The organism is Celeribacter arenosi, assembly GCF_039539485.1.
Taxonomy (GTDB): domain Bacteria; phylum Pseudomonadota; class Alphaproteobacteria; order Rhodobacterales; family Rhodobacteraceae; genus Celeribacter; species Celeribacter arenosi.
Genome location: NZ_BAABDF010000005.1, coordinates 1 through 22505, shown reverse-complemented (window position 1 = coordinate 22505; position 22505 = coordinate 1). Strand labels below are relative to the sequence as shown.

The window sequence follows — 22505 nt, the reverse complement described above, 5'->3', positions numbered from 1 at the left end:
ACGCGGCGGGACCCGGCCCGTGGCGTCGATCAGGCGACTGTATTGTTCTGTCGAAATTCGAAACGCGACCTCTAGATCACCGGGCGCAATCAGGGTTCCGATCTGTTCATTTCCGCCGACCAAGGCGCCCAGCGCACCCGAAACCTCGGTCAGAATGCCACCGAAATCTGCAACAACCACCATATCGTCAAGCGCGCGTTCCGCGTCTGCCTTGGCGATTTCGGACCTCAAGACAGCAGTCTGGGCGGCGGCCAAGGCGGCTTCGGAATTGGCGAGCGCCTGTCGGCGCGACAGCACCGCTTGGCGCGCAGCGGCTTCCGACAAGGCGGCCGTTTCCACCGCGCTTGCCGATCCTACACCTCGCGAGGACAGGCTTTCCTGACGCTCTCTCGCGGCAATTCTCAACTCTAATTGCGCCTGCCCCGCAGCCAGATCATCCTTGGCCAATTCGAGCGCACGACCCGCGTCTTCCAACTCAGCTTGGGATTCGCGCAAATCCGCCTCGGCGACGCGCAATGCGGACTCGGCCTCGGTCGGGTCCAATCGCAAAATCACTTCGCCTGCCGTGACAATGCCGCCTTCTTCGAAGTTTTCCGACATCTCGACGATGCGCCCTCCCGAAGGCACGCGAAGCTCCAGCGTGCGGCGGGCGCGGATTTCACCGAATGTCGACAGGATCGGCGTTGTTTCAATCGCCTCCGCCGTTACCACATTGACTGCGAACTGGCGCTCGCGGGCAGGTCGCACCACGGATTCTTCTGCCCGTTTGGCAGCAATCGTCGTGCTCAGCCGAACACCGGCCGCCACAAATAGTGCGAGCGTTAAAGAGACGAGGAACAGCCCGATGAGGGAACGACGCAAGAAGCGCATGCCTATCCTTTCGATATTCCATCCGGTCGCACGTTCACTTCGGTGACCGCGCACCAGCCAAGTGAACAATATGGGACAATACGTGCGGTTCGCCAGTTTCCGTCGAAAATTTCGACATCACCGTGAAGTTTTTTATTTTCTGCGCAAATGTTCGTCGAGACGAGGAAGGATTTGCACGAAGTTGCAGGGTTTGTGGCGATAGTCGAGTTGCCACTTCAGGATTTCATCCCATGCGTCACGACAGGCGCCGGTCGATCCGGGCAAGGCAAAGAGATATGTTCCGCCCGCAACGCCACCCGTGGCGCGCGATTGCACCGCCGAAGTGCCGATTTTGTTCATCGAGACCATGGTGAAAACGGTCGCGAAGGCTTCGATCTCTTTCTCATAAACGTCGCGATGCGCCTCGACCGTGACATCCCGCCCCGTGAGGCCCGTGCCACCCGTCGAGATGATCACATCCACCCCGTCATCGGCGATCCACGCGCTCAGGATGTCGCGGATGAGGCCCCTGTCATCGGTGATAATTTTGCGATCCGCGACGATGTGGCCCGCGTCATTGATCATCTCGACCAATGCATCGCCTGACCGGTCCTCTGCGAGGCTGCGGGTATCCGACACCGTGAGAACCGCGATGCGCACGGCAATGAAATCTAGGGCTTCATCAATTCGAGCCATCGGAAGTTCCTTTCGCACGCAACCGCTCCTGAATATCCAGAAGGTCCGCCCAAGCGTCGCGTTTCGCCATTGGATTGCGCAGGAGATAGGCCGGATGCGTCATCGGCATTGCAGGTCGCCCTAGGACCTCCTGCCACGTGCCGCGCATCCGTGATATCCCTGCCCGCCCAAGCAGCGCCATGCAGGCCCAATTGCCCATCAGGACGATCACCTGCGGGTCAGCCAGTTCAATGTGCCGGATCAAAAACGGTTTCAGCATGGCAATTTCATCGGCCGTCGGATCACGGTTTTCCGGCGGGCGCCACGGCAATGCGTTGGTGATATAGAGCCCCGCATCCGGCGTCTGTGGCGCGCGCGAAAGCCCGATCGCGGCGAACATCGCGTCCAACAACTGCCCCGCGTCTGCAACAAACGGCTTGCCTTGCCGATCCTCTTCGCGGCCTGGCGCTTCGCCGATAACCATCACGCGTGCTTCGGGAATACCGTCGGCGAAGACCAAATTGCGGGCGCCTCGTTTGAGCGCACAATGTTCGAACGCTTCCAATGCGTCACGCAGCGCATCCAGATCTCCCGCAGCCTGCGCGGCGACCATGGCTTCTGATGCCGGATCAATGGTTGGCTCGGGTTCTGGCAGTTGGGCCGCCGCATCGGACGACTGAGCCGAACGGGCCGAGGCCTGTGCCGTCGCCACCTCCTCGATTGCGTAGCGATCGATAGGCACATCACAAATCGCATCTGTCGCGCCGAGTTCAACCTGCCACGCCAAAAGCGCATGTGCGTCCCAAAATTCGATGTGAGTCTCCATGCCCCGACGCTACCTTCCCGCCGAGCCAAGGTAAATCGCACATTGCCGCGACGCGGTGTGGTTTCTATAAGCGGATGGAAACGGCGCAAGCGGGCGGGAGGCACCATGGCATACCGACACAAACACCTACTCGGAATTGAGCCGCTGCATCCTGAGGACATTACAACCGTTCTCGACCTCGCCGAGAGTTACGTCAATCTCAACCGGCAGGCGCATAAGCATTCTGATGCTTTGGCGGGCCTCACCCAGATTAACATGTTCTTCGAGAATTCAACACGCACACAGGCGTCGTTTGAATTGGCGGGCAAACGGCTCGGCGCGGATGTAATGAACATGAATATGCAGGCCTCATCGGTCAAAAAGGGTGAGACCCTGATCGATACGGCGCTGACGCTAAACGCGATGCACCCCGATTTGCTGGTCGTGCGACACCCGCATTCCGGCGCGGTCGATCTCCTCGCGCAAAAGGTCAATTGCGCCGTCATCAACGCGGGCGACGGTCGCCACGAACATCCCACGCAGGCGCTTCTCGATGCGCTCACGATCCGGCGGGCGAAGGGACGGCTACACCGCCTGTCGATCGCGATCTGCGGTGACGTCGCGCACAGCCGCGTCGCGCGCTCCAACATTGTGCTGTTGGGCAAAATGGAAAACCGCGTCCGCCTCGTCGGACCGCCGACTTTGGTCCCGTCGCAGTTTTCAGAGTTCGGATGCGAAATCTATGACGACATGGCGGAAGGCCTCAAGGACGTCGACGTCGTCATGATGCTCCGCCTGCAAAAGGAACGCATGGACGGCGGCTTTATCCCGTCCGAGCGCGAATACTATCACCGATACGGCCTCGACGCGGATAAACTCAGCTATGCCAAACCCGATGCCATCGTGATGCACCCCGGACCGATGAACCGGGGCGTCGAAATCGATGGCACCATTGCGGACGACATTCACCGCTCGGTCATTCAGGAACAGGTGGAGATGGGCGTCGCAGTGCGAATGGCGGTCATGGATCTTCTGGCCCGCAATCTGCGCGCGACACGCGAAGACAATGACAAAGGGGTCATGGTGTGAGCGACGCCTACGATATCCCCGAAGGTCATGAACGGCTGGTTTGGGTTTTCGCCGTCGACGCACCCGTGGCAGAGATTGAACCGCTGGTCGGTGCAGGTCTGGGCGAGGTTCTCGGCCTCTGGCGTGAACCAGACCCCGCGCATGTCGAATGCGTCGATGCCAGCACGTTAAACAACTATGGCGTAGCGCGCTACGTGGCCGAGGCGAACGGTATGGATGTGGGCGACGATGCCCCGATGCTAGACGCATTGTCCGGCACCATCTGTTTGGTGTTTTCAAAGGCACTCGGACAGGACGCGGCACGCTTTGCGCCAGAGCCGCCTTTCCGCCTCGTCGGACGATACGGCGCACCGGTGACGATTCCCTCGATGGACACTCTTAGAAGCGAAAGCGCACAAGGCCTGCTGCCACAGGGAAAACCGCCCGCCTCGCCCGCGCGCATCTCCGGCATGGTAGCGACGTTCGTGCTCCTGTTTCTCGCGGTCTTTGTAGCCGTATTCGTCTGGATCGCAGGATGAGCGGGTGGGATGAATACCTCGAGGGCGATGAAGTCGTCCTGTGGCAGGGACAACCGGTCCGGTCGGTACCGCTGAACCCGTCCCGTATTCCCTCCATGATTTTCGGCATCATCTTCTCCGGTTTCGCGCTCTTCTGGATGGTCATGGCAGCGCGCGACGGTGCCCTGTGGCAGTTCGGTCTGATCCATTTCACAGCGGGCATACTGGTCGGCTTCGGGCCGCAAATCGTGACGCCGTTCATGCGCCGCAACACGTGGTATTCCCTGACCAACCGACGCGCCTTTTTTGCCCAGAACCATCCACTGCGCGGGCGGACGCTAAACGCGGTGGCGATAACGCCGCAAACCGGTGTCGACTTCGATGGCGACAGCCCCGGCACCATTCGGTTTCGCGGTTCGGCAATGGCAATTACGGGTGCACGCGCCCTCGGCCGGCCCGCATTTGATCGCATTGTGGATGCAGCCGATGTTTTCAGAATGATCCGCGACATTCAAAGAGGTGTGGCATGATAGTCCTCACAAACGCCCGTCTGATCGATCCCGAAACGCTGAGCGAAACCGACGGATGGCTCAGGATCGAAGGCGGCACCATTGCCGAAACCGGCACCGGCAAAGCGCCCTTGGGCGAGACCATTGATTGTGGGGGGAAATGCCTCGCGCCCGGGATCGTCGATCTCGGCGTAAAAGTGTCCGAACCCGGTGAGCGGCACAAAGAGAGCTTTGCCTCCGCCGGTCGCGCGGCTGCCGCAGGTGGGGTGACAACCATGGTCACACGCCCCGACACGTCGATTGCGATCGACACGCCAGAGGGACTTGAATTTGTAACGCGGCGCGCGGCTGCAGACGCGGTCGTTCACGTGCGCCATATGTCCGCGCTCACCAAAGAGCGCGCCGGTCGCGAAATGGTGGAGATCGGTTTCATGCGCGACGCGGGCGCGGTGGCATTCACCGACTGCGATCACGTCGTGACGGATACAAAGGTCCTTCAACGCGCTCTCACATATGCCAAATCCTGTGGTGCGCTCGTTATCGGTCACCCGCAGGACCCCGGATTGTCTAGCGGCGCCTGCGCCACGTCGGGAAAATTCGCAGCCCTAAAAGGCCTGCCTGCGGTATCGTCCATGGCCGAACGCATGGGGCTGGATCGCGATATCGCCCTGATCGAAATGACCAACGTGTCCTATCACTTTGACCAGATCACCACCGCGCGCGCTCTGCCCGCGCTCGAGCGCGCCAAAGCCAACGGGCTCGATGTGACGGCGGGCGTGTCGATCCACCACCTGACGCTGAATGAATTCGACGTTGGCGACTACCGCACATTTTTCAAAGTAAAACCGCCGCTGCGGTCGGAAGATGACCGGCTTGCCATGGTGGACGCTGTTGCCAACGGCCTGATTGATATCATCTCCTCGATGCACACCCCTCAGGACGAAGAAAGCAAACGCCTCCCCTTCGAAGAAGCGGCGTCTGGCGCGGTTGGCCTCGAAACGCTGCTGCCCGCGGCCCTGCGGCTCTACCACGCAGGCGGTCTCACATTGGCACAACTGTTCCGCGCGATGTCGCTCAATCCGGCGCGGCGACTGGGACTGTCGACGGGGCGGATCACCGCCGGTGCGCCCGCTGATCTCGTGCTCTTTGACCCTGACACGCCCTTTATCCTCGACCGCACAAAGCTGCGTTCCAAGTCTAAGAACACACCCTTTGATGGCGCGCGCATGCAGGGGAAAGTTCTGGGCACATGGGTCGCGGGCGACCGCGTCTTTGGCGCATGAATGATCAAGGAGTAGCCACAACATGACCCTGATCCTCACCGCAGCTTTCGCCTATCTCCTCGGATCGATCCCCTTTGGCATCGTCATGGCCCGCGTTTTCGGTCTCGGCGACCTGCGCCAGATCGGGTCGGGCAATATTGGCGCCACAAACGTCCTTCGCACAGGCAACAAACTCGCCGCCTTTCTCACCCTGCTCGGGGATAGCGGCAAAGGGGCAGCGGCCGTTTTGATCGCGCGCGCTCTGGTCGGGGAAAGCGGGGCGGGAATTGCCGCGCTCTTCGCGATGCTCGGCCACCTCTACCCTGTGTTTCTGCGATTCAAAGGCGGCAAAGGCGTTGCGACATTCCTCGGGACACTTCTGGCCCTTTCGTTCCCTGCGGGTCTATTGGCCTGTGCAACATGGCTCCTCGTGGCGCTCGCAACCCGCTTTTCGAGCCTCGCGGCCCTGACTGCCGCGCTGCTGGCGCCGATATACACCGCTGTGTTCTATCATTTGCACGGGGCGCTTCTCGTCGTCGTGCTTACGGCGCTCATTTTCTTCAAGCATCGCGAAAACATGGCGCGTCTGCGTGCGGGAACCGAGACCAAGATCGGGTCAAAAACAAAAGGGTAATCTACCATTGCTTCACCGGCAGAACTGTCCGAAGCTTTGTTAGAAATCCAAAGGGATTACAGACATGAAGCCACTCGACGCTATCAGAACCTGCTTTAAAAAATTTGTGACCTTTGAAGGCCGTGCGCAGAGATCGGAATTTTGGTGGTGGGCGCTCTTCGTTTTCCTCGGTGGCCTCGTTTTCGGCGGAATCGACACCATTTTCTTTGGCGTTCCCGAAGTCACCGGCCCGTCAGCAGGTCTCTTTTCGCTCGTCTGTTTTCTGCCCGGCCTGTCGGTTTGGGTGCGCCGTTTGCATGACACCAACCGGTCAGGATGGTGGGTGCTCCTGATCCTGCTGCCGCTGATCGGCTTTCTGGTTCTTGTCTTTTGGGCGGCATCGCGGGGCACCTATGGCGCAAACCGGTTTGGTCCCGATCCGCTGCCAGACACCTACACGACCTGAGCAGTTAGTAGGAATACTCTGCGAAAACCTTCGTCACATCGCCCTGCCAGTCGCTGTTAAAGCGCTCGATCAACTCGTCCGCAGGCGCTTTACCTGTCTCAAGGCTATCCTTCAGCGCGTTGAGGAAATGGGTCTCGTCAGGCACCAGACCACCCGCACCAACGCAGGCGCGCGCCGCCAGGCCACCTTCGGCAATGGTAACGCAGTCGCGCGCGAGATCCATCATCCGCACGCCGTCGACCTCCGCCGCCAATCCATCGACCGTGGCCGCCGCGCGCAGGGCATCGCGAAACTCCGGTGTCCAGCCACGAATGATATCGCTGGCGGCATCCAGAGAGTGCTGGTCGTACATCAAACCAACCCAAAACGCCGGCAGAGCACAGAGCCTGCGCCACGGACCACCGTCCGCACCGCGCATTTCCATATACTGTTTGATGCGCGCCTCTGGGAAGATCGTGGTCAGATGGTCCGCCCAATCCGAAAGCGTCGGCTTTTCGCCGGGTAGCGCGGGTAGCTTACCTTTGAGGAAATCACGGAACGACATGCCCAGCGCGTTGATATATTTGCCGTCGCGGTAGACGAAATACATCGGCACATCGAGGGCATATTCAACGTACCGTTCAAACCCCATGCCGTCTTCGAACACAAAGGGCAGGGTCCCCGTTCGCGCATCATCGAGATGGCGCCAGATGTAGCCACGCCAGCTTTTGTGGCCGTTGAGCTTACCCTCTTTAAAGGGCGAATTCCCGAAGAGCGCGTTGGCAACCGGCTGCAGCGCCAGTGCGGCGCGAAATTTCTGGACCATGTCGGCTTCGGAGGCAAAATCGAGGTTCACCTGAACCGTGCAGGTGCGCCGCATCATGTCGCGACCGGTCTCGCCCACGCGGTCCATATAGGCATCCATGAGCTTATAGCGACCCTTTGGCATGAGCGGCATATCCTCATGTTTCCAATGAGGTGCCATGCCGAGGCCGATGAAACGCGCGCCGATTTCGTCGGCGACATTTTGGACTTCACGCAGGTGTTCGTTAACCTCGTCACAGGTCTGGTGGATCGTCTCGAGCGGCGCGCCCGACAATTCCAGCTGCCCGCCGGGTTCGAGCGAGATATTCGCGCCATTCAATTCCAACCCGATGAGGTATTCGCCCTCAAACACAGGATTCCAGCCAAAACGGTCCTGCAACCCTTCGAGGATCGCGCGGATCGACCTGTCGCCTTCATAGGGGAGAGGTTTGAGCGTATCTTTGCAAAAGCCGAACTTTTCGTGTTCGGTCCCGATCCGCCAATCCTTTTTAGGCTTACAGCCCGCTTCAAAGTAGCTGACTAGGTCATCGTAGCTCTCGATCGGGCCGCCGCCGGACTGGGGAATAGACATCGCGTTTCTCCGCTGGATCAGTTCGAAAGACTTGGTTCAACCATGTGGCGAAGTCAATGCAAGGCAAGCTTGCGATTTCGCCAAATGATCACCGGCTGGTCCGGCGCAGCCTTGATTTGGCGCAGCATTTTCTCGGTCTCGATGCCGTCAAGATTGACAAACACGTCAAACAACTGCTCCGCGCCAATCGCATCGAGGGGGATGAGTAACGGAGATTGATCAGCAGCATCGAGTTGCCAATGCGCCGGTCCGCGACTGGCCGGCAGGAGTACAACCGAACTCATCGACGCGATCTCAATCTGCCCACCGCCGTGGGGAAGCAAATAGGAAATGACGCCTTCGTCGATTTCGACAACCCCATATCCGCCCGATCCTGCGGAGAACCGCACGCGTTGAACGGCTGCGAAAATATACACAGACAGGACGACGACCAGAATCCATCCGATCCATGCCATCACCCCGAAAAAGCTAAGTGCCATCCATAGGCACAGGGCGAGCATACCGACCGCCCCGATAACCTCTCGCCATCGCCAAATCGAGGCGCGCATTTCAGGGCGGATCATGTCCAATCTCCCAGTGCCTGTTGCCACACGGTCAACGCGGCAACCGCTGCGGTGTCCGCGCGCAGAATACGGGGACCGAGACTAACGGCATGCGCATAAGGCAGCGCATGGAGGCGCGTGCGCTCGGTCGGGGAAAATCCACCTTCCGGCCCGATCAGAATCGCCCATTCGCCGCCGCCCGTGGCGGAGAGGTGCTGGGCCGCTCCGACCAATCCTTCGTCACAGAACATGATCTGACGTTCAGGGTCCCAATCCGCGAGAAGACGATCAAGACGGTGAAGCTCGGCCACCTCAGGCACGAATGTCCCGCCACATTGCTCAGCCGCCTCAACCGCATGGGCCTGCAAACGATCCTGACGAATGCGTTCCGAGTTGGTGTATTCGGTTTGAACAGGCACAATCCGCGCAGCCCCCATTTCGGTGGCCTTTTCGACAATAAAATCCGTGCGCGCTTTCTTGATCGGTGCGAAAAGGAGCCAAAGATCTGGCGGCATCTGCAGAGGCTTGGTCTGACGCAAACACACAAGGCTCCCCGCGCGTTTGCCCGCCTCGGCGACCTGCGCAATATATTCACCGTCGCGCCCGTTAATGAGCGCGACATGTGCCCCAACACTCTGACGCATGACCCCGAAAAGGTAATGTGACTGATCGCGGTCGAGAGGAATGGTTTGCCCCTCGGACAGCGGGTGATCTACATAGAGTCTGATCTTTGCCTGTTCCATGGACCGTTACATATGACCGACAAGCCATCCGCACCAGAGACAAGCCGCGAGAAGTTTGATGCGCCTGCTTTGGATGCCGTGTCCGATGCCGTCGCCGGCAACTGGGTAGACAACCGTGCACCGGCATGGACGCGCCCCTACCTGCGCCTGTCGCGTGCGGATCGCCCGATTGGATGGTGGCTGTTGCTTTTGCCCTGCTGGTGGGGTGCGTTACTCGCCACGGCTCAGACCGGCGACCTATCGGCGCGCACGTTCTGGATACTCTTTGGTTGCTGGATAGGCGCGATTTTGATGCGGGGTGCGGGCTGTACTTGGAACGACATCACGGACCGCGATTTTGACGCGGCTGTGGCGCGCACCAAAAGCCGTCCGATCCCGTCAGGCCAAGTAACGACACGCCAGGCCGCCATCTGGATGGTGCTGCAATGCCTGATCGCATTCGCGATCCTGCTCACCTTTGGCAAACTCGCGATTGGTCTGGGCATCCTGTCGCTTTTGCCGGTCGCCATTTACCCCTTCGCAAAGCGGTTCACGTGGTGGCCACAGGTGTTTCTGGGCATCGCGTTCAACTGGGGTGCCCTGCTTGCATATGCAGCGGTCGCGGGCGAATTGACGATCGCGCCCGTGTTTCTCTACCTCGCAGGCATCGCGTGGACCCTGTTCTACGATACCATCTACGCCCATCAGGACACCGAGGATGACGCCCTCATCGGCGTCAAATCGACGGCACGCTTGTTCGGGGCGCAGACCGGTCGCTGGCTCAAACGTTTCCTCATCATGACCGTCATCTTTTTCGCCGCGGCGGTTATCGAAGCACTCGCGGAACGCTCGCTCGCCGCGCTGCTGGTCGGACTATGCGGGGCGTGGGCTCTCGGAGTTCATCTGCTCTGGCAACTCACTAAACTCGACATTGAAAGTCCCGAAACCTGCCTGAGACTTTTCAGGTCCAACCGCGACGCCGGACTTCTCGCTGCGCTGTTTCTTGCCATCGCCGTGTTCCTTTGATTGCAGCAAGAGACGGATCGCCCTAAACAATCCCGCACTGATCCCTAAAAGAGGTTCAAAGCGCGTATGCGTCTTTCACCCAATCTGACAATCCTCGCCGCGCTGGTTGCAGGTGCCCTCGCTTCGCTTATTGCAGCCAATGTGGGTGCGCAGGCGATTGAGGCCACGTCTGAAACGGCTGTTCGTCAAAAACTTGGCCTTGAAGGCTTTGAGTGGGTCGACGTGCAGGCCGACGGTTTGCAGGTAATTCTGACGGGCACCGCGCCAAGCGAGAATCAACAACTCGCCGCCCAGCGCGCAGCGGGACACGTCGTTGATCCGTCGCGGGTGATAAATGTGATGGATGTGGTGCAGACGGATGCAATTCCGGCGCCCGAGTTCTCCATCGAAATCCTGCGCAATGACAGCGGCATATCCCTGATCGGTCTCGTGCCGCAGAGTTGGGATCGCGATGGATTTGTCGACGCGCTGCGCAAAGCGGCGACAACCGGATCTATCGCTGATTTCCTAGAACAGGCTGACTACCCTGCCCCCGAAGGTTGGGAAGACGCCACCGATTTTGGTATCGAAGCCATCGGTCTACTGCCGCGCTCCAAAATTTCGCTCTCTGCCCGCAATGTCGCAATCACAGGTCTCGCAGACGGTGATGCGCAGAAAGTGCGGCTCGAACGCGCCTTGGCCGCAGCGGCCCCGAAGGGCGTCGTCCACACGATCCACATCGCGGCCCCTCGCCCCGTCATCACGCCATTTACCGTGCGTTTGCTCATTGATGAAACAGGCCCGCGTTTTGATGCCTGCACGGCGGAAACCCCACAGGGCCATGCGCGGATCATCGCAGCGGCACGAGCCCTCGGAATGACGGATCCCGAATGCACCATCGGCCTCGGCGCGCCAGCCAACAACTGGGCCGGCGCCGTTGAAACCGGCATGCGCGCATTGGCAAAACTGGGCAGCGGGTCGATTACCTATTCAGACGGCAACGTGAACCTTCTCGGCACCGCAGGCACAGACCAGTCGACATTTGACGAAATCGCGGGCGAACTCGAAGCCGCACTGCCGTCTACCTTTACGCTCCACGCGACATTGCCAGCACCCGAAACCGCAGAATCAGACCAACAGCCGCAATTCATTGCGATCCGTTCTCCCGAAGGTCAGGTGCAACTACGTGGCCGCATCAGCGACGAGCGCTCCAAAATGGCGACCGAGGCCGTTGCGCGCGCCGAATTCGGATCCCAAAGCATCTATTCGGCAATTCGCACCGACGACAGCCTTCCCGAAGGCTGGGCGGTGCGTGCACTCGTGGCGGTCAATGCGCTGGCCGAACTGTCCCACGGCTCTGTCACGATGCGGGCGGACGGGATCGAAGTCCGTGGTGAAACCGGCAACTCCAACGCGCGCGCCGAAATCGCCCGCATGTTGGCAGAGTCGCTTGGCGATGGTCAGGAATACGAGATCAACGTGAACTATGTGCGCAAACTTGATCCGGTCCTCAACCTGCCAACTCCGCTAGAATGTGTTGAGCGTGCCAACCGCATCATCACCGCCAACAAGATCGTCTTTGACCCCGGCCAGGCAACGCTAAACGATGTCGCGCTCGACACACTCGACCGGATCGCGGCGGCTCTCAAAGAGTGCGAAGATGTCGAAATTGAAATCGGCGCGCATAGCGATAGCCAAGGCCGCGAAGAAATGAACCTCAATCTGAGCCAGGCACGCGCCAATTCCGTTCTCGATGGATTGCTCGCGCGTCGTGTTGTGGGTGTCGATTTCTCGGCGAAAGGGTATGGTGAAACAACCCCAATCGCCGATAATGGTACCGAAGAGGGTCGCGAGGCCAACCGCCGCATTGAATTCAAACTACTTGGCGGCTCCGGCCACGATGATCATGATCACACCGAGGACGCCGATTTAAACGAGGTGTCGCAGGAGGACGGACAGAGCAATGAATAGAACCGAATTGATCATCGCGACGGCGATCGTCCTTTTCATCGCCTTTTTGATGGGGTGGTTCGTTCATTGGATGATTCATCGCTTTGTGCGTGTCGGAAACGGCGAAATGAACGATCTCGATGTGATGGCCCAACAACTTCACGAGGCCGAAGAAGAACGCGATCGCACCACGGCATACTTCCAGCAACGTGAAGCCGAAATCACCAACCAGCTGAGCCAGACCGAAGCGGAATTGAATGCAGCGATGGATGGGTTGCGCGAAGCGCGCGCAGAGGCTGAAGAGCTTCGCGCCTACGTCGAGCGCGTCAACGTCGGGTAATTACCACCGGTCCAAAGCGTCTTCGTCACTCGACTTGGCGGCGACCCAGTCTTCGCCCGACCGTCGCACTTCTTTCTTCCAGAAGGGTGCGCGCGATTTCAGATAATCCATGAGATACTCGGCCGCCTCAAAGGCCTCGGCGCGATGGCGTGCCGCCGTTGCCACCATCATGATCTGCGCTCCGGGGGAAAGGCGCCCGAACCGGTGCACAACGCGGCAATCCGTGAGCGACCATCTCTGTGTGGCCTGTGCAACGATCCCCTCGATCGCCGCCTCACACATGCCCGGATAATGTTCGATTTCCATATGGAGGAGATCACCGGTGTCGTCGCGCACAATACCGGTAAAGGAGACGGTTGCGCCCGTATCCGGCGCGGATGCAAAGCCGTCCAAAATATCTGCGAGTGTAAAGTCCGCCTCCTGAACCCGCACGTGCATGTCAGCCACCCGTCATTGGCGGGAAAAAGGCGACTTCGCGAACGCCTTCTAGCGGGGTATCAAATTCGGTCAATTCCTGATCGAGCGCGACCCGCAGAGACGACAAATCCGCGAAAGCGAGGGCGTATCGTTCTTCACGCGCGCGCAGTTCGTCGACAAGGTCCATGACTGTGGCCGCCTCTGACGTCACGGTTTCGCGCGGAATGCCGATACGCTCGCGAACCCATGCAAAGTAAAGGACATCAATCATCGCTAGCCTCACGCAGGAATGGCATCGCTTTGCGCAGGTAATCGACACCTGTCACGACCGTCAGGATCGCTGCAATCCAGAGCAGGATGACCCCCGCCCCATAAGACCACACCATGCCGCGATAGAGCCAAGCAAACCCGTTCGGATCCTCAATCTCTCCCGACAGAATGCCGTCCACGGTTGCCCCATCCATCCCGAAGCTGCCCATACCCACGTAGTGGGCAAACAGGCCGTAGGAAAACAGCACCGAAATCGCCACCATTTGGGTCGTTGTCTTCCATTTGGCCAAACGCGTGACCTTCAAAAGCCCCGCGGTCGTGCCGAGAAATTCACGCAGGCCAGACACAAATGTCTCGCGCAGGAGAATGAACGCCGCCGGAAAGATAATCACCGTTGCAGGGCCGAAATTCATCGCAAGAACTGCAATCGCACTCACCACCATCGCCTTGTCTGCGATTGGATCGAGCATCGCACCGAATCTGGAGGTCTGGTTCCATTTGCGCGCCAGATACCCGTCAAGAAAATCGGTGGCGGAGGTTCCAACGAACAGAATCAGTGCAACCCAGTCCGAAACAGGATGGGGCAGAAACAAAAACGACAGCACGATACCGGGCGCGGCCAGCAATCGGAGCAGAGTGAGTATATTGGGCAGGTTCCATATCATGTGCCAGATGTATCGCGGTTTTGCGGGCGGGGAAAGGCGGCGCGAGACATGACGTGAATGGGCACTTTTTCCCCGCAGTTGAGACACATTGTTCAGGTATAAGAATACCGTACCTAGTTTAAGAGTAACGGTATACGGACGGGTCGGCATGTTGGTGCCGGCCCGTTTTTTTCGCCAAACGGCTAACCTTGTTCGTGGAAATAGTCGTAAATCGTCTGCGCGACTTTTTCAGAAATCCCGTCAACCGCCTTCAAATCCGCGAGATTCGCGCGCCCAACGGCCTTTGCGCTGCCAAAATGGGCCAAAAGAGCCCGTTTTCGTGTCGCGCCGACATTCGGAACATCATCCAGCGGCGTCGCACCGATTGCCTTGGATCGTTTGGCGCGGTGGGTGCCGATCGCAAAACGGTGTGCTTCGTCGCGCATCCGTTGGATGAAATAGAGCACGGGATCGTTTCGCTGCAGCGCAAACGGGCGCTGACCCACGCGGTAGAATTCTTCTTTGCCTTGGTCCCGATCGACGCCCTTTGCGATGCCAACCATCGCAATATCGGTCACACCCATTTCGCGCATGATTTCATGGACGGCCGAAACCTGACCCGCCCCACCATCAATGAGCAGGAGATCAGGCCACGTGCCGCCTGTGCGATCCGGATCCTCTTTCAAAAGTCGCGAAAAGCGCCGCTTGAGGACTTCTTTCATCATCCCGAAATCATCACCGGGGGTTAGATCGTCCCCTCGGATGTTGAATTTTCGGTATTGGGATTTAACAAACCCCTCAGGGCCCGCAACGATCATCGCGCCCACGGCATGGGCGCCCTGAATATGCGAGTTGTCATAGACCTCGATCCGTTCGGGAACGGCCTTCAAATCGAACGCAGTCGCGACACCTTTGAGCAACCTGCCCTGCGCTGCGCTCTCGGACATTTTCCGCCCCAAGCTTTCGCGCGCATTCCGCACGGCACCGGCGACCAGTTCCGCCTTTTCGCCCCGTTGCGGCAAAAGTATCTCGATCTTGCGACCGGCCTTTTCGCCCAATGCCTCGGCCATCAATTCACGGTCATCGATATCGTGGCTGAGGATGATCTGGCGAGGCGGCTCTTTTTGATCGTAGAACTGGCCGACGAAGGCACCGAGGACCTCGGCGGCATCAATGTCGGCACCTGCACGCGGATAGAAATCGCGGTTGCCCCAGTTCTGGTTGGCGCGAATAAAGAACACCTGAACGCAGGCCTGCCCGCCCTCCATATGCAGGCCGATAATATCGGCCTCAGAAACGGTGCGCGGATTGATACCCTGCGCCGTCTGCACAGAAGTCATAGCGCGAATACGGTCGCGTATTGCAGCGGCACGTTCAAACTCCATGGCGTCTGCAGCGGCGGCCATATCCTTGGCCAGTTTCTGTTGAAGTCCGGTGTCTTTGCCCTGCAGAAACTTCTCCGCGTCCGCCACGAGATCCGCGTAGTCTTCTTTGGAGATCTTGCCCACACAGGGCGCGGTGCACCGTTTGATCTGATACTGCAGACAGGGCCGCGTGCGCCCCTCGAAGTCATTGTCAGAGCAATTGCGCAGAAGGAAAATCTTTTGCAACTGATTGAGCGTGCTGTTCACATTCCCCGCAGACGCGAAGGGGCCGTAGTATGAGCCTTTGCGCTTTTTCGCGCCGCGATGTTTGGTGATCGCCGGAAAACTGTGGTCCTTGGTTACGAGAATATTGGGAAAGCTTTTGTCGTCGCGCAAAAGCACGTTGTATCGCGGCTTGAGCTGCTTGATGAGGTTCTGCTCGAGAAGCAGGGCTTCGGTCTCGGTGCGCGTCGTCAGAAACATCATCTGCGAGGTTTCCGAGATCATGCGCGCGATGCGGCCGCTGTGCCCGTGAGGGCGGGCATAATTGGAAACACGGTTGCGCAGGTTGCGCGCTTTTCCCACGTAGAGGACGTTATGATCGGCGTCCAACATCCTGTAAACGCCCGGTGAACTGTCGAGTGTGCGCAGATACCCTTCGATCACTTGGTGACCCAAGGGGGCAGTCTTCGCTTCAACCTCGTCGTTTTCCGATTTCATAACGTCTCGCTTTTGATTCCCTTAACTGGCTGCAACCTTATCGCGCCTCGGGCAAGAGCAAACCTATCCACTGTTTCTGTGGATAACTCTGCCTATAAGTTTTCGTGAAGTCCCATTTTTCCTTGAAACGGCACGCTTTTCTCTGTCTGCACAAAAATTGGGCTAACAATTAAACGCCTGTTATTACAGCAAATTTTTTTCCGCCTCGGGCAAATCATTGAATTTATTTACATTTTGGTAACAAACCTTTCCGCGAATGGCCGCAGGTGCACAACTTACGGCGGTCTGAATTCCAAAGCGCTATCGAAAACCGGTCGGAACGACGGGTTTTCAGGACAGATGCTGCCCGCCGTCGGGACAAATGAGCTGCCCTGTGACGCCGTCCGCATCCATGAAATAGCCTAATGTCGCTGTGATATCCGACGGTTCGACCCCACGGCGCAGTAATGTCGCGGCCCGTTCCTGTGCAAACTCGTCGCTGGATTGGTGCGCACCCCGGAGGGTAGGACCCGGACCAATCGCGTTCACGCGGACATCAGGCGCAAGCGCTAACGCCGCCCACTCTGTGAAAGCATAGAGGCCCATTTTGGCGATCGAGTATGACAGGAATTCGGGCCGCAGGCTCTTTACCCGCTGGTCCAGCATATTGACGATCAGTGCGCGTGCACGTGGCTCGCCCTGCGCGTCCGGAACCGCCTTCGGTGCCTGACGGGCAAAGGATTGCGACAGCACGACAGGTGCGCGCAGGTTGCTTTCAATATGTCGATCCCAACTCAGACGGGTCATGTCGGCCAGATCATCGGCTTCAAAGATCGAGGCGTTATTCACGAGGAGAGTGACGGGGCCGCCAAGCAAACCTGCAGTCTCACCCACCAATGCCTGTGCTTCCTCTTCTCGCAACAAATCGGCTTTGATCGCGACCGCATTGCGCCCGAGGTTCTGGATGTCGTCCACGACCTCATGGGCCCCTTCAAAGGAATGCGCGAAATGGACACCCACGTCGAAACCGCGCTGCGCAAGGTAGAGCGCCATCTCACGCCCAAGCCGTTTGCCCGCGCCCGTGACTAACGCTATCCCAGCTTCCATTGTGCCCTCAGCTCACCACTACGATCACATAGAGCACATATAGGGCGGTGATCACCAAACCCCAGAACCGCGTGATATCAATCCTGCGCAAAACAAAGACGCCCAGCAAAAGCGACACGGCCAACATCACCCAGATGTCAAAACGCAACAGGCCCGGTTCAACCGGCATTGAGCCAAAGAAGCTCGCCACGCCAAGGATGCCGAGAAGGTTGAACATGTTCGACCCGATCACGTTACCAAACGCAACGTCAGCCTGCTTTCGCAGCGCGGCCATCACAGTTGTTGCCAGTTCCGGCAGGGACGTCCCGATGGCGACGAGCGTCAGTCCGATCACCGTCTCGGATACGCCAAAGGACCGCGCGATATTGGTGGAGGCCTCAACGAGGAGGTTCGCACCCAGAGGCAGACCAATCAGGCCCACAATGATGAAGGCGACGATTTTCCACCAACTGATCATCGGGTCCGCGCCTTCCAGCTCGGTCACATCTTCGCAGGCGGCGGCGGCATTGCGATGGTTACGTGCGGACATGAACGCATGCAGGAGCATTGCCAGCAACGCGGTGACGAGGATTATTCCCGAAACCCAGGTTATCGGGCCGAGGTGCGCCAGTATGATGAACAACGCGGTGGCCCCGATCATTTGCAGATAGGAGGCGCGTGTCGAATTGTCGGTGACATGCAACGTCGTGATTAATGCCGGTATCCCCAGTACGAGGAGCACGTTGGCGATGTTGGACCCGATCACGTTGCCCAGAGCCAATCCGGGCACGCCGCGCAAAATGGCTTGGATAGAAATTAGCAATTCGGGCGCAGACGTGCCGAAGGCGACAATTGTCAGCGAGACAATCAGGGGCGGCACACCGAGCCGGAGCGACAGGTTGACAGCGCCCCGCACAAGCGTGTCCCCCGCGATCAAGAGCAAGACCAGACCACAAATGGCAAGAATGAAGTCCATTAACTATGCCCTTTCCCACAAGGGCACGGGCCCTTGCCAATTCGATATCGGCCACAGGCCGAACATTTCATTTTCGATAGTGTCTTCTGGCCGGGGAACCTGAACTTTCCAAAAAGCGCAAGCACAGCCATAAACACGAAGAAAATCGTGATGATTTTGAATAGCATATCAGAGACCGAACCTTGCCCAATGGCTGCGCTCTTCAACGCCGCTCAGCGCCCTCTGTGCAAGTTCAATACCAAACCGTCTGATGAAGGATCGCCGCGGTCCAAAGACGCTGAACTTGACCTTCTCGCCATAGGTTTCTTTCATCGTCGGCACGAGGTGCCCGATGCCATCGGCGAGCCCAAGCTCCACACCGCGCCGACCGGTCCAGAAGGACCCGTCAAACAGGTCCACGCCTTCGCCAAGGCGCGTGCCGCGTGATTTTTTGACATGGTCAATGAAGGCTGCGTGGATATCACCCTGAAGCGATTTCAGACGCGCCACGTCTTCTGGATTTTCGGGCTTGAACGGGTCGAGTTGGCTCTTTGATCCGCCAGAAGTATGGACCCGGCGTTCGATTCCGTGCCGCGAAATGAACTCATCGAAACCAAACCCGGAGGAGACCACGCCAATGGAGCCCACGATCGAACTTTCATCCACCATGATTTTGTCTGCCGCACAGGCGAGCCAATAGCCACCCGAGGCGGCGACGTCTTCGACGAAGGCGAAAACCGGCAGTTCCTTTTCATCCGCAAGCCGGCGAATGCGCGCGGCGATCAGGGACGATTGGACAGGCGACCCACCCGGAGAGTTAATGGCGAGCGCGACCGCTACAGGTTTTCCTTTGCGGAAAGCGCGCTCCACAATCGCGCCAACGGCCTGGTCATTAAGTCCGCCCTGGCGCGTCATGATGACACCTTCGAGGCGAACCACATTGACCCGCGGAACCGATTTTCGAAATGGGATGGTGTATTTCATAGAATTGGATGTAAAGCGGCGCAGGCAGGCAGACAAGGGCTGGTCCTAAGAGGGGGACCGTTTAATCGTTAGTCCCCCCAACCTCTTGGAGGCAGGAAACGATCGATGTGGTCATCTCCATGAGCAATTGCGTGTAGAACGATGGCCCGATTTCGAGGTCGACGCCCAGCGGGTCCAGAATTGAAACATTGATGTGGTTACCCTGGGATACGGTTTTTACGAGGCTCGAACTGAACTGCGGCTCTGCGAAGACGCATGAAATCTGCGCATCCGTGATTGCGTCGCGGATTTGAGCAATCCGTGACGGACTCGGGCTTTGCGCATCCCCCAATGAAATCGCCCCCGCTGAATGGAGCCCGAAGCGGGCCTCGAAATACTGGTAGGCATCATGAAAAACGACAAACCGCTTTTCTGCGACCGGCGCCAAAGCTTTGGCGATGGCGACAGCCGTCTCGTCAATCCGGTCCGTCGCCGTCTGCGCATTTGCTTTGTAGGTTGATGCATTCTCCGGATCCATTTCTGACATCGCTTCGGCTATCGCGACGAGCCAGACCTTTGCGTTCTCCGGGTCAAGCCACATGTGTGGATCATGGTCATGCCCGTCATGCGCCTCGTGCCCGTGATCGTCATGCGTCTCATGCCCGTAATCGTCGTGCTCCTCATCGTCGAAAAGCGCCTCATCGCGGTATGGCAAGACGCGCGTGCCAGCCGCATCCGACAGCGTGACCATATCCGCACTCTGGGCGACATTGCCGAGAACGCCACCGAGCCACGGAGCGAGGTCGGGACCAACCCAAACGATCAAGTCCGCGTTCTGAAGGGTCCTCGCCTGTGATGGTTTGAGAGAAAAATCATGCGGCGACGCACCGGGGGGCAATAGGACGTCAGGCTCCCCTACTCCCTGCATGATTTGCGCGACGAGGCTATGAACCGGCGCGACATCGGTGACCACTTTTGGAACGTCACCGGCCACCGGGAATGCGAGGAAGGAAAGGAGTGCGGCGAGTTTCAGGCGCATGCTTTTTGTTACCTTATTACATTTCGATGCGCTTGATATATGTCATAGTATAACATATCAAGAGGCGAGTTTCAGAAAGGGTCTCAGGATGGACGCGCTCGGGTTTGAAACCCACGACCACGATCACTGCATTGCCGACACGGTCGCTCTGGTGGAAAAACGATGTTTGGACTCGGGATTGCAACTCACTGCGGTCCGCAAACGCACGCTCGAAATCATGCTCGAAGAACACCGCGCATTGGGGGCCTACGACGTTCTCGCCCGCCTCTCGCAAGAAGGCTTCGGGTCGCAGCCACCTGTTGCATATCGTGCCCTCGATTTCCTGTCCAAGAACGGGTTCGTCCACAAAATCGAACGTCTGAACGCCTTCGTGGCCTGCGCATACCCACATGCTGACCACAGCCCCGCCTTCCTGATATGCCGTGAATGCCATTTGGTGGCCGAGGCGGAGACGGACCCCGCCCAAGGCATGCTCGCGAAAATCGCAGCATCCTCCGACTTTGTCATCGAACGCGCTGTTCTGGAAGCCGAGGGGCTCTGCCCTACATGCCGAAAGCAGGGGGCGGCAACGTGAGTTTGTTGACCCTCACGCGGATTGACGTCGACCAAGGCGGCAAACAGGTTCTCCATGATGTTTCCCTCACGCTCGAACGCGGGGAGATTGTCACCTTTGTCGGACCGAACGGTTCGGGAAAATCCACATTAATGAGAGTGCTTATTGGAGCGATCCAACCCAGCCGCGGAAAAGTCACGCGATCCGCTGGCCTCAAGATCGGGTATGTGCCCCAAAAACTGCACCTCGACCCGACGCTACCGCTCACCGTTCGTCGCTTTCTCAGCCTGCCTGTTCGCGTCTCCCATGACAAAACGCACGCAGCACTTGAGGCTGCGGGTGTTGGACATCTATGCGACCGGCAGATGTCCGATTTGTCGGGAGGACAGTTTCAACGCGTGCTTCTGGCTCGAGCACTGCTCGCCAAACCCGATCTCTTGATCCTCGACGAAGCGACACAAGGGTTGGACCAACCCGGCTCCGCCGACTTTTACAGCCAAATCGAAAAGGTCCGCCGTGACCTCGGCTGCGCGATCGTGATGGTCAGCCATGAATTGCACGTCGTCATGGCCGCATCGGACCGCGTCATTTGCCTGAACGGTCACATTTGCTGCGAAGGGGAGCCAGAGCACGTCGCATCCGCTCCCGAGTATCGCGCCCTATTCGGCACCGGCACACATGGTGCGCTCGCCCTCTATCGACACGAACATGCCCATAGCCACGACGACGGCTGCTCCCACGACCATACCCACAAAGAAACGGCCTAATGACCCTACTTGATGACTTTCTCGTTCGCGCCCTTCTTGCCGGTGTCGGTGTCGTCGTGGCAGCCGCTCCCTTGGGGTGTTTCGTGGTGTGGCGCAAAATGGCCTATTACGGCGACGCAACCGCGCATGCCGCCATCCTAGGCGTGGCATTTTCGTTGGCCTTCAACATTTCAGTTTTTGCCGGTGTGTTTGCGGTCGCACTCGCCATGGCACTCGTAGTGTCGGCACTCGACAACCGAAAGACGTCAATGGACACGATGCTTGGCGTGTTATCTCACTCCGCACTCGCCATTGGGTTGGTCGCTGTCTCGCTGGTTGATGGCGTGCGCGTGGATCTTATGAGCTATCTCTTCGGCGATATTCTCGCCGTGGGACGTGGCGACATCGCCCTAATCTGGGCGGGCGCTTTGATCGTCCTGTTCTTTTTGTGGTGGCGATGGTCGGGATTGCTGACCGCAACGCTGAACCCCGACTTGGCAATTGCTGCAGGTATTTCTCCTAGGAGAGAACAACTCCTGCTGGCAGGGGCGCTGGCAATTGTAGTCGCGTTGGCAATTTCTGTGGTGGGTGTCCTACTCATCTCGGCGCTGCTTCTGATCCCGCCGGCAACGGCGCGTCCTTTCGCACAAACACCTGAAAGAATGGCAATTTTGGCGACTGGTATCGGCACCATCTCGGTCTTTTTAGGAATTGTTGCGGCGTTTACATTCGACACACCGACTGGCCCTACCATCGTCAGCTGCGCAGCACTCCTCTTCGCAGTATCAAGTCTGGCCGCTCGCCTGATGGGCCGATCATAGGCCCCAGGGAACCACGACAAGACAACACAAACGCATGAGCATGAGACATGAGACATGAGACATGAGACATGAGACATGAGACATGAGACATGAGACAGGGCGCCGGTATCTTGCACCAGCACAACAAAAAACGCGCCGGACACAGGGTCTGGCGCGTTCTTTATTCAATTGATCGTTTTAGAGAGAGCTTGGATTTTTACTAGGTTTGGCGGTGACCTACTCTCCCACGGCTTAAGCCGCAGTACCATT

26 protein-coding genes are annotated in these 22505 nt (G+C 58.4%); 12 read left to right on the top strand and 14 right to left on the bottom strand.

What is annotated here, in order from left to right; all coding sequences use genetic code 11:
• From ABD815_RS05165 to ABD815_RS05155, 3 genes are all read right to left on the bottom strand, one after another.
• Positions 1 to 870, bottom strand: an 870-nt coding sequence (locus ABD815_RS05165; RefSeq protein WP_425549845.1) for an HlyD family secretion protein, incomplete at its 3' end; no start/stop codon positions are given.
• A 132-nt stretch (positions 871 to 1002) separates the two neighbouring features.
• Positions 1003 to 1545 (bottom strand): molybdenum cofactor biosynthesis protein B, encoded by a 543-nt coding sequence (gene moaB / locus ABD815_RS05160; protein ID WP_344844436.1) that lies wholly within the window; start codon positions 1543 to 1545, stop codon positions 1003 to 1005.
• Positions 1532 to 2350, bottom strand: coding sequence for a uracil-DNA glycosylase (locus tag ABD815_RS05155; protein WP_344844435.1), 819 nt, complete (start codon positions 2348 to 2350; stop codon positions 1532 to 1534). The genes moaB and ABD815_RS05155 overlap by 14 nt, the downstream gene beginning before the upstream one ends.
• 105 nt (positions 2351 to 2455) lie before the next feature.
• Here ABD815_RS05155 and ABD815_RS05150 point away from each other — a divergent pair, with 105 nt between their 5' ends.
• The 6 genes from ABD815_RS05150 to ABD815_RS05125 all read left to right on the top strand — a co-directional run bounded on the left by ABD815_RS05150 (position 2456) and on the right by ABD815_RS05125 (position 6765).
• A complete protein-coding gene (locus ABD815_RS05150) occupies positions 2456 to 3418 on the top strand; it encodes an aspartate carbamoyltransferase catalytic subunit (protein WP_344844432.1) in 963 nt (320 codons plus the stop codon).
• Positions 3415 to 3936: a hypothetical protein gene (locus tag ABD815_RS05145; protein ID WP_344844428.1), complete on the top strand. Its 522-nt coding sequence runs from the start codon at positions 3415 to 3417 to the stop codon at positions 3934 to 3936. Before ABD815_RS05150 ends, ABD815_RS05145 begins: the two co-directional genes overlap by 4 nt.
• Complete coding sequence (locus ABD815_RS05140) at positions 3933 to 4445, top strand: hypothetical protein (RefSeq protein ID WP_344844426.1); 513 nt, start codon at positions 3933 to 3935, stop codon at positions 4443 to 4445. The genes ABD815_RS05145 and ABD815_RS05140 overlap by 4 nt, the downstream gene beginning before the upstream one ends.
• Positions 4442 to 5707 carry a dihydroorotase gene (pyrC, locus tag ABD815_RS05135; RefSeq protein ID WP_344844424.1) on the top strand — a complete coding sequence of 422 codons (1266 nt, stop codon included), beginning with the start codon at positions 4442 to 4444 and terminating at the stop codon, positions 5705 to 5707. The genes ABD815_RS05140 and pyrC overlap by 4 nt, the downstream gene beginning before the upstream one ends.
• A 22-nt stretch (positions 5708 to 5729) precedes the next feature.
• Positions 5730 to 6320 carry a glycerol-3-phosphate 1-O-acyltransferase PlsY gene (gene plsY / locus ABD815_RS05130; RefSeq protein ID WP_344844422.1) on the top strand — a complete coding sequence of 197 codons (591 nt, stop codon included), beginning with the start codon at positions 5730 to 5732 and terminating at the stop codon, positions 6318 to 6320.
• A gap of 64 nt (positions 6321 to 6384) precedes the next feature.
• Complete coding sequence (locus tag ABD815_RS05125; RefSeq protein ID WP_344844418.1) at positions 6385 to 6765, top strand: DUF805 domain-containing protein; 381 nt, start codon at positions 6385 to 6387, stop codon at positions 6763 to 6765.
• A gap of 4 nt (positions 6766 to 6769) precedes the next feature.
• Here the strand turns inward: ABD815_RS05125 and ABD815_RS05120 are convergent, their stop codons facing one another.
• The 3 genes from ABD815_RS05120 to ABD815_RS05110 are packed head-to-tail and all read right to left on the bottom strand — an operon-like array spanning position 6770 to position 9425.
• Positions 6770 to 8140: a glutamate--cysteine ligase gene (locus ABD815_RS05120; protein ID WP_344844414.1), complete on the bottom strand. Its 1371-nt coding sequence runs from the start codon at positions 8138 to 8140 to the stop codon at positions 6770 to 6772.
• 53 nt (positions 8141 to 8193) lie between these two features.
• Positions 8194 to 8703, bottom strand: coding sequence for a hypothetical protein (locus ABD815_RS05115; RefSeq protein WP_344844409.1), 510 nt, complete (start codon positions 8701 to 8703; stop codon positions 8194 to 8196).
• Entirely contained in the window at positions 8700 to 9425 is a 726-nt protein-coding gene (locus ABD815_RS05110) for a 16S rRNA (uracil(1498)-N(3))-methyltransferase (protein WP_344844405.1), read from the bottom strand. Before ABD815_RS05110 ends, ABD815_RS05115 begins: the two co-directional genes overlap by 4 nt.
• Before the next feature lie 12 nt (positions 9426 to 9437).
• Here ABD815_RS05110 and ubiA point away from each other — a divergent pair, with 12 nt between their 5' ends.
• From ubiA to ABD815_RS05095, 3 genes are all read left to right on the top strand, one after another.
• The gene (ubiA, locus tag ABD815_RS05105) at positions 9438 to 10430 is read left to right on the top strand and encodes a 4-hydroxybenzoate octaprenyltransferase (protein WP_344844402.1); all 993 of its coding nucleotides are present in this window, start codon (positions 9438 to 9440) and stop codon (positions 10428 to 10430) included.
• A 66-nt stretch (positions 10431 to 10496) separates the two neighbouring features.
• A complete protein-coding gene (locus tag ABD815_RS05100) occupies positions 10497 to 12380 on the top strand; it encodes an OmpA family protein (protein WP_344844399.1) in 1884 nt (627 codons plus the stop codon).
• Positions 12373 to 12699 carry a hypothetical protein gene (locus tag ABD815_RS05095; RefSeq protein WP_344844396.1) on the top strand — a complete coding sequence of 109 codons (327 nt, stop codon included), beginning with the start codon at positions 12373 to 12375 and terminating at the stop codon, positions 12697 to 12699. Before ABD815_RS05100 ends, ABD815_RS05095 begins: the two co-directional genes overlap by 8 nt.
• Here the strand turns inward: ABD815_RS05095 and ABD815_RS05090 are convergent, their stop codons facing one another.
• The 8 genes from ABD815_RS05090 to ABD815_RS05055 all read right to left on the bottom strand — a co-directional run bounded on the left by ABD815_RS05090 (position 12700) and on the right by ABD815_RS05055 (position 20136).
• Complete coding sequence (locus tag ABD815_RS05090) at positions 12700 to 13137, bottom strand: molybdenum cofactor biosynthesis protein MoaE (protein ID WP_344844393.1); 438 nt, start codon at positions 13135 to 13137, stop codon at positions 12700 to 12702.
• 1 nt (position 13138) lies between these two features.
• Entirely contained in the window at positions 13139 to 13387 is a 249-nt protein-coding gene (moaD, locus tag ABD815_RS05085) for a molybdopterin converting factor subunit 1 (RefSeq protein ID WP_344844390.1), read from the bottom strand.
• Entirely contained in the window at positions 13380 to 14051 is a 672-nt protein-coding gene (gene pgsA / locus ABD815_RS05080; RefSeq protein WP_344844388.1) for a CDP-diacylglycerol--glycerol-3-phosphate 3-phosphatidyltransferase, read from the bottom strand. Before pgsA ends, moaD begins: the two co-directional genes overlap by 8 nt.
• A gap of 182 nt (positions 14052 to 14233) precedes the next feature.
• Positions 14234 to 16114: an excinuclease ABC subunit UvrC gene (uvrC, locus tag ABD815_RS05075; RefSeq protein ID WP_344844386.1), complete on the bottom strand. Its 1881-nt coding sequence runs from the start codon at positions 16112 to 16114 to the stop codon at positions 14234 to 14236.
• A 330-nt stretch (positions 16115 to 16444) separates the two neighbouring features.
• A complete protein-coding gene (locus tag ABD815_RS05070) occupies positions 16445 to 17200 on the bottom strand; it encodes an SDR family oxidoreductase (RefSeq protein ID WP_344844383.1) in 756 nt (251 codons plus the stop codon).
• A gap of 7 nt (positions 17201 to 17207) precedes the next feature.
• Positions 17208 to 18155: a calcium/sodium antiporter gene (locus ABD815_RS05065; RefSeq protein WP_344844381.1), complete on the bottom strand. Its 948-nt coding sequence runs from the start codon at positions 18153 to 18155 to the stop codon at positions 17208 to 17210.
• Positions 18156 to 18323: 168 nt separating this feature from the next.
• The gene (locus ABD815_RS05060; protein WP_344844860.1) at positions 18324 to 19118 is read right to left on the bottom strand and encodes a S49 family peptidase; all 795 of its coding nucleotides are present in this window, start codon (positions 19116 to 19118) and stop codon (positions 18324 to 18326) included.
• 61 nt (positions 19119 to 19179) lie between these two features.
• Entirely contained in the window at positions 19180 to 20136 is a 957-nt protein-coding gene (locus tag ABD815_RS05055; RefSeq protein ID WP_344844379.1) for a zinc ABC transporter substrate-binding protein, read from the bottom strand.
• 88 nt (positions 20137 to 20224) lie between these two features.
• Here ABD815_RS05055 and ABD815_RS05050 point away from each other — a divergent pair, with 88 nt between their 5' ends.
• The 3 genes from ABD815_RS05050 to ABD815_RS05040 are packed head-to-tail and all read left to right on the top strand — an operon-like array spanning position 20225 to position 22256.
• Entirely contained in the window at positions 20225 to 20710 is a 486-nt protein-coding gene (locus tag ABD815_RS05050; RefSeq protein ID WP_344844377.1) for a Fur family transcriptional regulator, read from the top strand.
• Positions 20707 to 21456, top strand: a complete 750-nt coding sequence (locus ABD815_RS05045; protein WP_344844374.1) for an ATP-binding cassette domain-containing protein — start codon at positions 20707 to 20709, stop codon at positions 21454 to 21456. Before ABD815_RS05050 ends, ABD815_RS05045 begins: the two co-directional genes overlap by 4 nt.
• A complete protein-coding gene (locus ABD815_RS05040) occupies positions 21456 to 22256 on the top strand; it encodes a metal ABC transporter permease (RefSeq protein WP_344844370.1) in 801 nt (266 codons plus the stop codon). Before ABD815_RS05045 ends, ABD815_RS05040 begins: the two co-directional genes overlap by 1 nt.
• Positions 22257 to 22505: the final 249 nt, after the last annotated feature.